The 15582-nt window shown below is 62.2% G+C and carries 6 protein-coding genes; 3 read left to right on the top strand and 3 right to left on the bottom strand.

Features of this window, described 5'->3' with window-relative positions; translation table 11 throughout:
• Positions 1 to 8 precede the first annotated feature (8 nt).
• From ACSC1S_RS20065 to ACSC1S_RS20055, 3 genes are read right to left on the bottom strand one after another with little or no spacing between them, the layout of a single operon-like run.
• The gene (locus ACSC1S_RS20065; RefSeq protein WP_435365866.1) at positions 9 to 3731 is read right to left on the bottom strand and encodes a DUF6603 domain-containing protein; all 3723 of its coding nucleotides are present in this window, start codon (positions 3729 to 3731) and stop codon (positions 9 to 11) included.
• 1 nt (position 3732) lies between these two features.
• The gene (locus ACSC1S_RS20060) at positions 3733 to 6681 is read right to left on the bottom strand and encodes a hypothetical protein (protein ID WP_261652894.1); all 2949 of its coding nucleotides are present in this window, start codon (positions 6679 to 6681) and stop codon (positions 3733 to 3735) included.
• A 58-nt stretch (positions 6682 to 6739) separates the two neighbouring features.
• On the bottom strand, positions 6740 to 10234 hold the full coding sequence (locus tag ACSC1S_RS20055) for a PKD domain-containing protein (RefSeq protein ID WP_435365865.1): 3495 nt from the start codon (positions 10232 to 10234) through the stop codon (positions 6740 to 6742).
• Positions 10235 to 10809: 575 nt separating this feature from the next.
• On the opposite strand from ACSC1S_RS20055, the gene ACSC1S_RS20050 reads away from it, so the two are divergent.
• The 3 genes from ACSC1S_RS20050 (at position 10810) to ACSC1S_RS20040 (ending at position 15291) form a co-directional block, all read left to right on the top strand.
• Positions 10810 to 12501 carry a bacterio-opsin activator domain-containing protein gene (locus tag ACSC1S_RS20050; protein ID WP_435365864.1) on the top strand — a complete coding sequence of 564 codons (1692 nt, stop codon included), beginning with the start codon at positions 10810 to 10812 and terminating at the stop codon, positions 12499 to 12501.
• A 1508-nt stretch (positions 12502 to 14009) separates the two neighbouring features.
• Positions 14010 to 14837, top strand: a complete 828-nt coding sequence (locus ACSC1S_RS20045; protein ID WP_435365863.1) for a ParA family protein — start codon at positions 14010 to 14012, stop codon at positions 14835 to 14837.
• A complete protein-coding gene (locus ACSC1S_RS20040) occupies positions 14830 to 15291 on the top strand; it encodes a DUF7970 domain-containing protein (protein WP_435365862.1) in 462 nt (153 codons plus the stop codon). Before ACSC1S_RS20045 ends, ACSC1S_RS20040 begins: the two co-directional genes overlap by 8 nt.
• Positions 15292 to 15582: the final 291 nt, after the last annotated feature.

Below are 15582 nucleotides of genomic sequence, written 5' to 3'. Positions count from 1 at the left end.
TCGAATCATCACCTGGAACCCTCCAGACTGGCCGCGGAAACGACCTGCAGCCGTTTCTCGTCCACCTCCGCCTCCCTGGCGAAGCGCTTCAGTTCGACCTGTGCGCGCCCCTTCGAGGTCCCCACGTGGAGCCCCGGCCGGACCCGCTCGGCCTCGCTACTGTCGGCCACTGCAGCGAATTCGCGTGTCTCTGACTCGTCGGATTGGCCGTCACCGTCGTCCCCGCCATCGTCGAAGCCGACGAAGTCTGTGACGACCGGCTCGAACGTGTCCACGTCGACGACCACGTAGTCGTTCTCACCGACACCGAACAGGCCGCCGTCACTGGTATCCGTGTCGTCGACGCCGAACAGCCCCTCCGAGGTGGGCTGGACGCCGCGCTTGCCCTTCGAGAGTTCGTGGGCGGTGAACGCGGTGTGGGCCGTCCCTGCCTGCCCGTCGTCCACTTCGGCGAGGTTCTTGCCACGGTGGCCGCTCGCGTCGTCGTACACGACCTCCTCGTAGGTGAACGCCGCCTCGGTCACGTCGTCCCTCTCGCCGTCACCGCCGACGACCAGCCCGATGTCGCCGGCCGTCGTCCCGGCCTCCAGGTCGACGAAGTCGTCCGATTCCAGCTTCTTCGCGTCGTCCATCTTCCGGAACGCTGCGGGCGCGAACTCCTCCTCGACCGGCTGGCGGTCGCGGTCTCTGACGCCGCCGAGTGTGACACCTGCGATGCGGAACTCGTCGTAGGTGGTCGGTCGCGCCTCTCCGAACTTCTCGATGTGGTAGTTAAGCGGGACGACGGTCTGGCGAACCGTCAGCGTCCCCAGCGGATGCGCGATGATCGGCTGCTCGGGTTCGACGTCGCCGGCACCACTGCCGCCCTGGGCGGACTGGCGAGCCTGCTCGCGTGCCTCGGCGCTCTTCGCGCTCCGCAGCGTGGCGATGGCGTTCCCGTCACCGGGCAACTGGGCGTCCCAGTTCTTCGGCTCCGCGAGGGCGTCGACGAGTTCCGGCAGCACCTCCGCCGTGGGGAGTTGCTTGGTCTTCGCGTCCTTCCCGAGCGTCACGTCGAACTGCTTCGAGACGTCGAAGGGGCCGACCGAGAACTTGGCCTTCCCCCGGAGGTTGAACGGCGTCGGTCCGGACATGGTCCCGTCGATGCCGACGGTCAGTTCCCAGCCCTTGAACGCCACGCCGAAGTGCGCGAAGAAGTCGATGATGAACGAGAACGGGTTGAACCGGAACAGCGCATCGAAGCCAAGTCCGCCCCAGATAGACAGCGGCCCGACCTCCAGTTCGGCGTTGACCTGTGCGCCCACCTGGAACGTGTTCGAACTGACCGCGAGGTAGCCCGTGAAGTCGATGACCGGTTGGCCACCGGGCACGTCCAGACTCACCTTCACGCGGTCGAGCTTCGGGAACCCGCCCGGTTGCTCGTACCTGGGATTGAACCCGCCGATGGAGAGCAGGAACTTCGAGTCATCGCCCCACGAGGAGCGCAGCGCCATGTCGCCCGACATCTTCCACTGCATGATGCGCGAATCGTACAGCGAGGCGTCGAGCGACAGCGTCTTCCCGGGAATGTCGATGATGCCGACCACGTCGAGGTTGATCTGGATGGGCGGGTACGGCACCTCCGCTGGCAGCCCCTCGGGGCGCTCGATTTCGAGGTTGGGGAGGGCCATCTCGATCTTGCCGAGGATGGCGATGCGGAAGCTCGGAATCTCGAGGACGACACCGACAGAGGCCTCGATGATGGCGGGCGTGCCCCAGCCGATCTTGAGCATCGGCCCGAACACGTGAGTCCCCCGCGTCGGCGGGAAGATGGCCCGCACGTCCGAGATGATGCGCTGGGCGTTCTCCACCACGTCTTCGGGGAAGAGCACGCTGTCGAGGTTGCCCTGCCTGACAACGTCCTGCAGCGGCTTCTTGCGGAACTTTCGGTTGATACCGAGCATCCCACCGACGCCGTTCAGCGTGAAGCCAAAGCCTAGCTGGACGGCGTCGAACTCGCCAGCGACGATGAGCATCATCGAGAAGCCATCGGAGCCGTCCGGCAGCTCGGTCGTGATGAGCCCGACCACCGAGATGCTTAGCCCGCTCGGGACGGTGAGCTGGCCAGTCCCGGCGTAGCGCTCGTTCTCCGGGTCGAAGTCGAGGTAGCCCCCGCCAGTGACCGGCCCGGCAGCGATGTCGAGACCGACCCCTTCGGGTGGTTTGAAGCCGAGTTCGAGGTCGACTACGCCCATGTTCCCGTCCTTGTTTTCGGGGAACGAGAGGTCCGTTTCGAGGCCGATTCGGGTGACGGTGCCGACGATGGGCCCGAGTTTGACGGAGGCAGAGGCGGCAGCCTGGACGGTTATCTCGCCGGTTTCGGCGTCGAGGCCGAGCGAGAGGAAAATCTCCTTGATGTCCAGGGGGCCGAGTCCCTGGTGGATCGGGAGTGCCACTTCCAGGGTCGCACCGCCTTCGAAGTACAGCCCTTTGAGCGACGACCAGCCGACAGTCACGTCGAAGTCGCTCCCGACTTCATCGGGCAGGACTTTCTCCAAGAAGCCGCCTTTCGGGCGGACCTGGACTGAGCCGGACGCGGGCAGTTCGACCGCGACGGTTCCGGAGTCCCCATCGTAGTCGAGTGCGGTCGAGATGGAGACAGACCCCAGTGCGAGGAATGAACCATCGGGTTCGCCAAGCAGAACCTTTCCTGGGCTGTCGCTGGTGGACTCGGGTTCGTAGGAAAGCGCGGCGTCGGCGTGGTAATCCCCAGTCAGGCCTGCCCCGGAGACGAGTTGGAACTCGGTTCCGTCTCCGGTCGGACGGACGGCGAACCCGACCGACTGGTTCGTCTCGATACCAGTCGTCAGTGTCCAGTCCTTCCCGAGCGACAGTGACTGCTTGAACCCACCTGTCGCGTACGCCTGAAGGAGGAGACCAAGGGGGTCGTCCTCCTTGAACGGCATCGGTGTCAGTTTCACGCCAGCACGCGAGGAGAACCCGTCGCCGACAAGTTCCAGGAGGGTGGTGTCGAGCTGGGTCGGCGCGTCCGACTTCGGAAACGTCGGCGGCGTGGTCTTCTCGTACGAGAGTGTATCCAACTGGTTCACGTCTGCTTCGTCGACGATGCTCGTGAGGCCCTGTTCGGTCGCAAGGTGCCCCACGAAGCGGAGGAACAGCTCGTCCCGTAACGCGTCGGTCCCCCATCCGAGCGTCTCCTTCGCTGCCGTGTTGGGGTCTTGCACCGCCTCGGCGATGCCGGTCAACTGTATCTCCTCTTGGCCCCTGCCGTACCCTTCGGTGACGACGCCGACGATGGCCAGGAAGTCGTGGACGTGTGGTCTGTAGAGGTAGAGGTAGCGCACGACGAGGTGGTCGAGCAACGCATCGCCGAGTTCGCTCACGTCCGGACTCTCGAACTCCAATTCGTCGAGGGATTTGATTGACTCTATCAGCGTCGAGACCGCCCCGACGAGGTCGCCGACCTTCGCAAGGTCATCGGCACCGAACCCATTCTCGACTATCTTAATGATGGTCTCCGCAGGTTCGACGAAGTCCCGTTCGAACTCCTCGACCACCTTCTCGACCTCCTCATCGACGAGGAGTTCCCCGATTCCTGCCCCGTCGAGAAGGTCGACGACGCCGTCTGGAGATTCTGTTGCTTCGATGACTGGCTCAACGACCCGAGTGAGTTCTCGAGCTAGCACCGATTCGGTTCCGCCGCCGGAGGGTTGAGTTGATTTCTGGCTCATCTTAGATGGTCTCCTCGATGTATCTGAACTCGCGTGGTGCCGGAACCGTATCGAGGAACGTCCCTCGTGCTGCTGAGTCCATCTTCATCATCTCCTGAGCTTGCTCGTGTTCGAGGTAGATGAATTCCAGAAACGGGTAATGGAAGTTGGTCGTAATCGTGTCTTCGGTGAAGCCGAAAACGTTCACGGACCGGTCGGTGACCGGCTCAAGTTCGCTTTTCCAGCGCTTGATGTTGTCCTCGTCAACGATGACGATTTCTTTGATAGTGTGTGTGACGCGAACACCGGTCCGAAGGGGGGTTTCCGTCTCCGGTTCGTTCGCGTATTTATCTGGAAACAGCTGTATCAGGTGAAGCGGTGGTTGGGCCCCTTTGGTTTGCACTCCCTTTTTCAGATCATCCACATTGCTCGCGGCGTTCTCGACGTACGTGTCATCGTCCGCGTAGTCCACGTAGGGAGACCCATCTTGCACCGTGTACTGTTTACTCAGTGGTCTGATGACGATGTACCCGGTCTGGCTCACCTTCGAATTCTTCGACGCGGCGGCATCGGGTTTGAGTTTGATCACTCCCTTGTGGTTGTCGTCGTCCCAGTAGAGTTCTGCATCGCTCTGGTTGAGACCGATTGGACGAGCAAGCGTCGCCAGTGCCGATATCTGTCCGAAGAAGTTCTCATCCCAGTCCCTCCCGACGGCTTTGGGAAGCTCGTCTTCCTCATCTGGACTTGCCAGCTGTAGATAGTTATCGGGGTACTTGAATCCGAAGTACGGTTGTGTCGTATCGTTGATCCAGTCGTTCGCTTTGAGGTTGTTTTTGGTCTGGTTCGCTTCCGAACTATCTCCAAAGTGACAGTATTTCACCCACTCTTCGAGATCTGAGTCGGTTGCCCACGCCAAGGCCAGTACGCCGACCGCAAGAAGGCCGGTACCAAGGACGACGGCCTGTCCATACCCGGGAACCCAGCCGACGGAACTGCTCGCGAAGAATGCGTAGGTGAAGCAGCCCGCCGATGCTCCCAATATGGCGTAGCCAGCCATCTGGTCGTAGTCGCCGTCGAGGTACTCCGAGTACGAGTAACAGAAGTTCTTGATGGTCTCGTAGAGGTTGAAAACCACGGCGAACTTGCCAGCTATCTTGACCGCGCTCGCCTCGCTCAGTGTTCCCTTCGAGACCAACGATGTCACGTCCTCGATGGCACCCAACCCCGCGACGAAGCCCCGTACTGTGTTGACTAGTGAGACGACCTCCATCGCCTTCTGTCCAGCACCGGATTGTGATTGGAGCGTCTCGTAGGTCTTGATGCCTGCGCTGACGAGCCCGACGACGCTGAAGCCGACTTTCCCCGACGCGGTGACCGTCGCCGTCGCGTCGTCGAACCAGTCTGTTCCATCGGTGAGGGACCAGCCCCAGCTCATGACGCTTGCGGTGATTTTCTTGGCCTCTCCTGAACCGATGTCGTATATATCGTGAGACGATTTCAGGGTCTGTATCTCCGTCTCCAGCCGGTTCGAGACCTGCTTCAGATTCCCGTTCGTGGAGACGCCGAGTTGTTTCGCCAGTTTGTACAATTCACCCGACTCGGCGTTCCCGCTACGGAGCTTCGAGAGTATCCCGTCATAGACGGACTGCAGTTGATCGTTGCTCATCAGTCGAGACAGGTACACCTGGACGAACGTCTCGACGTGTGATTTTCGTGTGTTCACGTTCGTCTCTCCGAAGTACTGCTTGTCACCATCCCACGACGTGACGGTCTTGTACGCAGTGTAGTAGTGCCAGCCTCCGTGGACGAAAGTCGCGACGAGTTTGTTGAATGCCAGCACGTCCTTCTGGCCCCATGGGCTCTGCTCTCCCGGCCCAAGTATCGGACCGTACTGCTGGTTCCCGGAAGTGTTCCCGGTTAGTCTCTCGAAATAGTCTCCCTTTGGGAGGTCCTCTTTGACAAGAAACGGTCGTTCCCTATGTGGGTCGGTGACCGGGGTTCCCCTGCTGAGGAACGCTGGGTCGACGATTCGGTTCGGTGGGAAGATGGCGAAGTTCTGGTAACGTTGGGAGGTTGAACTGGGCGCGGAGTGGTACTGCTTCTCGAACTGTTCTGCGAGGAACATCTTCCCTGTGTGGCTCTCGAAGAGCCGATCGGTGAGGGCCTGGAGCGTCTTGAGCTGTTCAGTGAACGACCGGGGTGCCGTGTCATTGAGGACCTCGTCGATAGCATGATTCTCCTCCCGGGCACCGTCTCCGTGGAGGAAATCGTCGTAGAACTCGTTGTATGTCATCGACCCGATGGCCGAGCGAAAGTCGGATTTGATAGCCGAGATGCTCTGGGTCGGGTCGATTCCGAACCGCTTTGCGAGTGTCTTCAAGCCATCCTGCTGTTTACCGGTCAATGATTCCCCGAGAACCGTGTTCATGTTTTTGAGGGCAGTCTCGTCGAGTGTTCCCAGGAAGTGGCCGTACGGGTAGGCACCATCCCCGTACTCTGGTTTCCCGAACTTCATGTAAGAAACGAGTCTGCGTGCCTTTTCCTCCACTTTTAGCTGTTTTCCGTACAATTCCCTCCCGAACTCGATGAACGTGTTCGAGAGCGCCCCCCGGTCGAACGGGTCCTTCGAAGATTCGTAGGGAAGCTTGTCCAGCGCGAACGCGTCCTTGAACCCGTAGTCGTGCCCCCAGACTATCTCGAAGTCGTCATCGACTTTTCCCTCACTCTGGAGTTGTTCCACCCATCCGTTTGACAATTCGTCCATCGTCTCGGTGACGCCGAGGTGCTCGTACACGGCCTCGCGGGTGTCCGACCCACCCTTCTTGTAGGATGTCCCGACGATGAGGTCCCGTATGACGTTGAAGAGGGCGTACTCGCCTGGATTCTGGTTGACGTGAGACTTGTACGACTCGAGAGCGTCGATATACTGCCGATGATACCGCTTCGCCTCCGTCAGCGGGCTCTCACTCATCGTTGCCACCAAGTATTGGTTCGCCAGTCGTCTCCCTGGAATCGACGTAGAGTCGTGTTCATAGTTCTCCCTCGTGCGGCCACGCCCGGTAGAAAACCACCGGCCTGACCTCGCTCGCGGTGTTCCGTCGTCCGGTACTCACACCAGTCGTCTCGACCTGGAATCCCGTCGAAGTCGTTGCCGACACCAGCACGTCGTCACGCCCAGTCACGTGCCCGTCGTCGTCCAGAGCAAGCACACGGGCGGCAGCCGGGGTGCCCTCGGTCCGCACACCCGAGGACATCCCGCCGTCTGCCGCGGCGTGCTGGGCACCTCCCTCATCAACCACCGGTGGCAGGACCCGCCCAAAGACGTCGTCCGGTTCGAGCGTCCCGTGGAGCAGGTGGTGGGCGACGCCGCCGTCGGCGTCGGGCATGGCGACGCCGTGGGACCAGCCGAAGCCGAAGGAGTGGTCCGCGACGACCTGGTCGGCACCCAGCACGTCGAGGTTACAGGTGGTCAGCTCGACCATCGCGGGGTCGAAGCCGACCTCGATTCTGGTCGGGTAGTCCGCGTCGGGTGCGGGGACGCGGAAGTGGCCGACTGCGGGGGTTCGGTGCTCGGCGGTCTCGACGGCGAGGTAGGTGACCAGCGGTCCACCGGTCTCGCCAGCGGCGACCTCGTCGTAGGTGAGTTCCATGGTCTCCCCAAGGTCGGTCACCCGTGCAGATGTCCGGTCATCGAGGGAGTCACCCACGCCGTCGAGCAGGTGGAGGGCGCGGTCCTGGTAGCCGGCGTAGCCGTTCCGGACCACGGTTCCAGGTACGACCGTGCTGTTGGCGACGTGTTGCTGGACCGCGCCCGCGGGGGTCGTGACGGCCTCGCCGTGGGAGACGCCGATTGCCCCGTCGGTGACCGATGCTGTGTCGGCCGCGGTGACCGCGTTGGTCGCGGTGAGGGAGACGAAGCTGGCGTCGATGCCGAGATCGACCGACTGGACGCTGGGTTCGGTGGGCGTCGGGAAGTAGCCGACCTCCACCGCGGCGTCGTCGTCGGTCTTGAACGCCTGGAAGAGGACGGTGAAGCCCTCGGCCTGCTGGCGCTCGGGGAGTGAGTCACCATCGAAGGCGATCTCGAACCCGCCCGCGGTGGTCTTGGTCACGGAGCCAGCGAGCCCGCCTGCCGATTCGTCGTCGTGGACGAGGAGGTCGACGACCATCCCAGTCTGGTTCGCGCCGACCGCGCTTCCCGTGGTCCTGGCGTCGGTCGCCACGCTGACGACGTTCTGGGTGAGGGTGCCGTCGTCTGCCCGGGCGAGTTTCCCGTAGGTCCAGCCGTCGGTCCGCTGGACCTCGTGGTCGCTCCGGGAGACGTTGTTCGTCGCCGTGAACAGGACGAGGTCGGGCTCGAACCCGAGGTCGGTGACGGCGACCGTCTCGCCGGATTCCGGCGTCTCGAAGGTCCCGCTCGCGAAGTCGGAGATGCCACCGCCAGCTGTTCCGCCTGCGGCACCGCCTTTCGGGAGGTGCGATGGGATGTCGAGGTCGTCGTCGGGCGTGGTCCGGGGAGTTGGCTTGGGGTTCGGCGTCGGCGAGGACCGGAGCCGGCAGGCGAGATAGCCCATTCCGAGGCCACCGCCGACGCCGGGGATGAGTATCCACGGCGGGAACGGGAACTCGACGAAGGACCCACCGGGGATGCCCTGCAGTGGTGTGTCGTCGGGTTCGAGCAGCTGGCGACTTCGGTCGGTCGCGCCGTCGTCGTCGACCACGATCAGGCTAGGCGAGACGCTCGTCTCGTTCTGGTAGGTATGGGTCACGACCGGCTGCTGGGTCGTGGTGTCGGTGGTACCGTCACCGTCGAAGTCCCAGTGGTAGGTGACGACCTGCCCGTCGGCGTCAGTCGCGTTCGAGGCGTCGAAGGTCACCTGCTCACCCCCGCTGGGGACCGAGGGGGTGACCGTGAACGTCGCAGTTGGTGGCTGGTTCTCCTGGGTGACGGTCACGGTCGGGCACTCCACCTCAGAGGAGCGCTCGCTCGGGTAGGTGAACACCCGGACACGCGGCGAGTACGTGCCTGGTTCGTCATAGATGACAGTCGTGGTCGCGTTCTGCGTGAAGTCGCCGTAGGAGCCGCTCCCCGTGTCGAACTGGTAGTCGTCGGCGCGTTCGGACGCGCTCGCGTCGATGGTGACCGTCTCGCCCACCTGGGCGGACTGCGGGGTGACCTGACAGCGGGCGATTGGTTCTTCCCCCGGGTTCACGTCGACCACGCCGGTCGTGTTCCCGGTCGCCCCGGCGCTGTCCTCGACGGTGAGTTGCACGAGGTAGGCGTTCGGGCCGCTGTAGGTGTGGGTCGTCGTCGGGCTTGACGTGGTGTTGTCGACAGTGCCGTCGCCGTTGAAGTCCCAGCGGTAGGTCTGGATGCTCCCGTCCGGGTCGGTCGAGGCCGAGGCGTCGAAGGTCACCGTTTGCCCGGTCCTCGGGCCGATGGGGGAATGCTCGAACTCCGCGGTCGGTTCGACGTTGGACCGGGCGACGGTGACGGTACCGCAGTCGGTCGTATTGCTCCGTTCCGACGGGTTGGCCCACACGCGGACGCGAATCGCGTACTCACCGATCTCGTTCAGGGTGACGGTGCGCTTGGGCTCTGTCGTGAAGTCACCGAAGGAACCGCTCCCGGTGTCGTACTGGTACTGGTCGGCGTTTGTCGAGGCAGAGGCGTCGATGGTAACCGACTGCCCAGGTTCGATGCCCGTGCTGGAGAGCGAACACCGCGCCACCGGGTCGGGTTCGATGATCTCGATGTCCCGTGCCGTCGTCGCGGTGTTCCCCTGGTCGTCGACGACCGTGAGTTCGGTGACTGCGTAGCCAGCGCCGCTCTCGTCGTACGCGTACTCGTAGGTCGCGACCGAGTCGTTCGTCACGAAGTCGGTGACGCCGTCCCCGTCGAAGTCCCAGCGGTAGGTCTGGATGGTCCCGTCGGGGTCAGACGAGTCGCTGGCGTCCAGCGTGGTCTGCTCTCCGGCGACCGCAGGCTGAGGCGAGTAGGTGAACGACGGCGTCGGGCTTGCCTGTGGCGTGTCGACCGGGAACTCGATGGTCGTGCTGTCGGTCCCGCCGTCGTTGTCGTGGACGGTGATGCGGACGAGCTTGGTCCCGGGCGTCTCGTAGGTGCGGGTCTCGGTGCCGTCGATGCCGAGTTCGGTGCTCTCGTTCACCTCGTAGCTGCCGTCAGCGCCGAAGTCCCACTGGAGCACCATGATGTCACCATCGGCGTCCACCGACCCGGTCGCGTCGAAGGTGACCGTCTGGCCTGTCGTGGGGTTCGCCGGGTCGTACGAGAGCTGGGCTGACGGTGGTTCGTTCGGGGCGACCTGCATCTCCGGGCAGGTCGCGGTTGCGCTCTGCTCGCTCGTCGAGTTGTACGCGTACACAACCGGCTGGTAGGTGCCTTCGGAGTAGCTGGTCGTGTAGAACTGGTCCTGCGTGAACTGGGTGTCGGGTGAGCCGTCGCCGTCGAGGTCGTACCGGTACGAATCGGCGTTCTCGGAGTCGAACGCGTAGATGCTCACGGATTGTCCCGGCTCGGGGTACTGCTCGGACAGTGAGCAGGAGGCGGTCGGTGCGACCAGTGACCCATTGGTGTCGACCGTAGTCGCTGGTGCCCCTGCAACTGTCGGGCCAATCAGAGTGATGCCCGTGAGGACGACTCCGACGAAGAGGAGAGTAACGAGGAGCCGAGATGGCTTGCCGGGTGCTGTCAGTGCAGTTGGTCCGGCCAGAGCTGCTGGTCCGGTTGGTCGTTGTGTTCCGTGGCCGGGGTCATCGGTCATCGGCGGCCGCCCTCACTGCAATTCACAGGGTAAAACCGACATGTTTCGGTTCGTATGTGTTTTCTCGTCTTTCGCGAGTGTTCGTCGGATTCGATGCGAGTCTCGACATCGATTCCGCGACTCGCGCACTGAACCGAACGGGGTGGGTAACCGTTCAAAACTGCGATATCGCTGTTCTTAGTGCCACGAAACCGCTGCTCGCGTTCCACCCCAGACATACACCAACGAGACGAGAGTCATCGGTAATAATGTAGACGCTACGTGCTTCGTGTCACGGTCACAATCTTGAAATGTCCTGGTTTCGTGTACCGATTATGGATTTTCGGAGGGGCGAACAGGAGGGTGTTCCGCTGCTCCCGGATTCGACGGGGGCGGCGACCGTCGCGGGCCGGACGTTCGAGACGGTGGCCGGGTCGTTCGCAACGATGCATGGATACGACGACCCGGCACCGCTCGTGGGGGGACACGTGACTGCACCGTATGTGGAGTCCGACCACGATGTTCTCGAGCAGGCATTCGGGGACACGTTTGCTGGCGAGGGTTCCGAACCGAGGACTGTCCGGGTTCGGCTGCGCCAGGATGGCGGCTCGATACCGTGGGTGGACGAGGGGGTGGATGGACAGGGTGCAGTCGTTCACCTGGCGTTCTACCGGACCGGCGTGGACACCGCGGCAATCGTAGCACGCCCCGCATCGGCCTGGCAGCCCCATGGACCAGCCCCTGTTGACGAGGTCTCTCGTTATGGCCGTGGTGGACACGGGAGGGGGCGCAACGAGTGGTCGGACCGGGTGGACGACGACCACCTGGGTCGCCGACGTGAGGAACTGGCCACCCTCAACCACATCGGTGCCGTCTTGTCGAGGATCGTCAGTGAACTGGGCCAGACCGGCACCCGTCGCGATATCGAAGCCATCACTTGCGAGTCGCTGGTCGATTCGTCACGGTACCGGTTCGCCTGGATTGGCGACCGGCGCGCTGGGGCGATGCACGTTCAAGCGTGTGCGGGGGAGGACGCTGGCGTGCTGGAGTCGGTCGCGACCACTGACTCGGTCGAACTGGGAGACGTCCTGTGCGAGCGCGTGTACGAAACTGGCACGAGTCAGGTCGCGCACGATATCGGAGCTGACTCCTCGTGTGGTCTGTGGTCAAAAGAGGCCGGCACGGGCGGCATTCGTTCTGCGCTTGCAACCCCGCTCTGTCACGGCGGGTCGATGTATGGTGTGCTGACGGTCTACTCGGAGGAGTTGGACGCGTTCACACCCCGGGAGCAAGCGTGGTTCGAAGTGCTCGGAGAGACGGTCGGCTTTGCCATCAACGCCACCGAGAGCAAGCGGTTGCTCTACGCCGATGCGGTCGTCGAACTCGAGTTCCGCATCACCGATTCGGGCGTCTTCCTCGTCCGTGACTCGGCCCGGTTCGAATGTAGCCTCTCGATGGAGGGGTATCACGTCACCCGGTCGGGGTCGTGGCTGGTCTACGTCTCGTCCTCGGGGGTCGACCCCGGCCGTCTTCGTGAGGCCGGCCTCGAAGATTCTAACGTCGAATCAATCCGGGTCATCCGTGACGAGCCCGACGATGGGTTACTCGAATACGCACTCGAACGGTCAGAACTGTTCGAGTTGCTGGCCGAGGCCGGTGCGATGCTGGGCCGAACAGAGGCAATCGATGGTGTTTGCCGATTCGTGCTGGAAGCCCCGGCCGACATCGACGTCCGGGCACTGGCCAGGCGCGTGACCTCGGTTCTTTCTGGGGGCGAACTGATCTCCCAGTACGAACGGGACCGGTCCGTCGCGGACCAGTTCGACCTCGGCGCGCCGCTGGATGGGTTAACCGACCGCCAACGCGAGGCCATCGAGACGGCGTACCGAGCTGGCTACTTCGACTGGCCCCGCCAGAGCACTGCCGAGGAGGTTGCCGCGTCGATTGGAATCGCGCCGTCGACACTGCATGCCCACCTTCGGAAAGCAGAGCGATTCGTTCTTCGTGCTATTCTGGACGAGCGCTGAGTAATCCTGCAGGGGCTTGTTCGTGACCGAGTGCATTTCGATGGGAGTGTGCACAGTTTACACTGTGTGGGCGGTGTGAACTGTGTGAAAATCCGACGAGGTCTGCACTGCCCTTCCGTCGCAGGTTCGACCAAGCTGAGACAGATTTCAAAACGTTGCCGATGCCTGACCGTCTGGGAGTCGGGACAGCGATCGGGTTTCGCCTGTCGTCACACCGAGTGAGCTGTGGGCACCTCGTAAACGGCCTACACAGTTTGCAATGTTTGCACTGTCTGGATTGGCTACGGGATCTCTGCAACCGATACTCCATGGACAGTGTACACTGTGTGAGCTGTGCACACTGTGTAGAACGCTTGGGCTGTGTATGCTGTCCACGATGCGTACTATGGTAATGAATGTCTGAAATGTGTGGGCAGTGTAAACTGTGTAGAATGTTCGGACTGTGTGTGCTGTCCACGATGCGTACTATTGAGTCGAATATCTGGAATGTGTGGGCGGTGTAAACTGTGTGGAATGCGTGGACGGTATGGGCTGTGCACGATGCTCGGACAGCTCGGTGGTCACCAGACCGCGAACACATCTGAGAAGGTCTGCAATGTCTACACTGTCTACAAGGTCTCCACGATGTGGGCCGTCTTCGCTGTGTTGGCTGTTCGTACGGTGTCCGTGAACTACACCGCTCCAGCTGTGCGTGCTGTCCATACGGTCTACGAATCCCACACGGTGTACACATTGTGCGATGTGTGGAATGCGGCCGCGTTGTATACCGTCGAGACAGGGTGAGCAGTCCGGGCAGTGAACGGCAGCTACGCTGTCCTCGAAGTCCACATCGTCCGCACCACCTGGACTGTTCGTGGTGGCAATTTTCGAATTTCGGCTATTCTATGAGAATTACACTGTCTACACAGTGTGAACATGATTGCTGCAGACGGCATCAAAAGCACGCCTACAGTACTTTCGAAAGAATCAGACTGAACTACACGGTGTGCAATGTCCGAACTGTCCCAAGATGATTTCCAACCGCTACTGATCGCTCTCGTTCCCAGCTGGTTGCCTGTCCGCACACTCTGTGTGGGCTGTTGAAACCGTCTACACTGTGTGGACTGTCCAAACTATTCCCACAGTTGGCCTCTCCTAGTGGCGGCTCTGCTGGGCGGTCGATGTCCAGTAACACAGTTTGGGCTGTCTACACGGTTCGGACTGTTCGAGATGTCGGGGATGTGCAAACCGCGGTCGACGTGTTCACGTTCGAGACTGCCGACGCTCTATCGGCATTTTACACAGTCTACACTGTGTGGACTGTCTTGACTGTCTGAACTGTCAGCGATACCGTTAAGTCACCGGGTGGAGACGGTACTGACCGTGCGGAACGCCCGCACTGCCCGGACGGCCCACACAGTGTAGACATTCGACACGGTGTCGACTGTCCTCCCTGTGTCGGCGTTGGGGGCCGTATTGGCCTCCCGGGCAGTGCGAACCGTCTACACAGTGTACACATTCCACCACCAATGACCACACCACGCGCGGTAAGCGTCGCCCTACAGAAAGGCGGCGTCGGGAAGACGACGATCGCCATCAATCTCGCAGAACGACTCGCGAACCGAGGTCACAACGTGTTGCTCGTCGACCTCGACCAGCAGGGGAACGCGACTGAAGGCCTTGGCCTGGCCGAGGCCTACACAGCCGACACCCACATCGGGGACGTGCTCGTCGACGATGGCGATGCCACACTCGAGGACATCATCCGGGAGACCGAGACCGTCGACGTCCTCCCCGCGAACGAGGACCTCGATGGTGTCGAGAACACGATTCGAAGCGCGACCTTCGGCGAACTCTGGATTCGGAACAAGGTCATCGAACCACTGCTCGGTGAGGAGTACGACTACATCGTCATCGACTCACCCCCGAACCTCGGGCCGCTCTCGGACGCTTCACTCATCGCGAGCCAGCACGTTATCGTCCCGCTCCGGATGAGCGAACCCAGCGTGAGCGGGTTCGAGCGCATGTTCAAACAGCAGATCGTCCCCATCCGTCAGGAGATCGACCTGGACATCCTCGCCATCGTTCCGAACGCGACCTCGGGGACCAACGAGGAGAAGCGCATCATCACCGACCTCGAGGAGTCGCAGTTCGGCGAGTACCTCCCAGGGTTCGGCCGCTCTGCACACTTCGACGACCCGGACTCCCCGGGGCCGGGTATCCGCGAGCGCATCGCGTTCCGGCGGTCCTGGCGTGAGGGCCAGCCCCTCGCACAGTACGACCCCGAGAGCGACATGCTCGGCAGGCTCGACGAGCTTGCCGGCGTCGTGGAAGCGGGAGGTATCGAGGATGCCTGACGACAACCGATTCGCGGGGCTGAGCGAGGTCGTCGAGGGTGACGAAGCGGAGACGGAGGAGTCCACGGAACCGGAGCCAGAACCGGAGCCGAGTGTGGAGGAAACGGAGTCCGTCGAGGACACCGAACCCGAGCCTGAACCCCCGGGGTCTGAGGCGAAAGACGGGGATTCCCCGGAGACCGAAGCCAACACGGACGAGAGCGACGACGAAGAAGCTGAAGACACCGACCCGGCCGCGTTCCCGTTCGACGCGACCAAGAAGAAGACCGTGTACGTGCGCGAGCAGACTATCGAGGGGCTCGAAGACGCACAGGCGCTCGTCGATGCACAGCTCCGGACCGAACACGACGTTCGCAGTCTGACCGGACGCGAGTTCTACGATGCGGTGTTCAGAGTGGCTGCGTCGGACACTGACGCGCTCATCGATGAGATAATCGACGCTCGCGAGGAGTAGAAACACCTGTTATACACCGTATATCGCGATACGGAATCTCCTGGGCCCGTAATTGAGGCGGATGGTCTCCATGCATACGGCCGACGCAGTTTGATAGTGTACTCAAACACCACGTCAGTCGCCGATAGCTGGCGTTCTCGTCAACCAGCCGTCTGCGAAGGCACGAACCCCATGTAGGGACACCCTCTGTCGAAACGGCCTGCTCGCTCAGATTTCAGCCATCCTACGAACCCTTATCCGCCTGTCGCCCACATGCTACCCTAGACGATGGGATTCTTCAAACGCGTCGGA

Origin of the sequence: Haloarchaeobius pelagicus, from assembly GCF_051207375.1 — an archaeon.
Taxonomy (GTDB): domain Archaea; phylum Halobacteriota; class Halobacteria; order Halobacteriales; family Natrialbaceae; genus Haloarchaeobius.
Note: the sequence above shows the minus strand (reverse complement) of the source record. Positions and strands in the feature narration are given on the sequence as shown.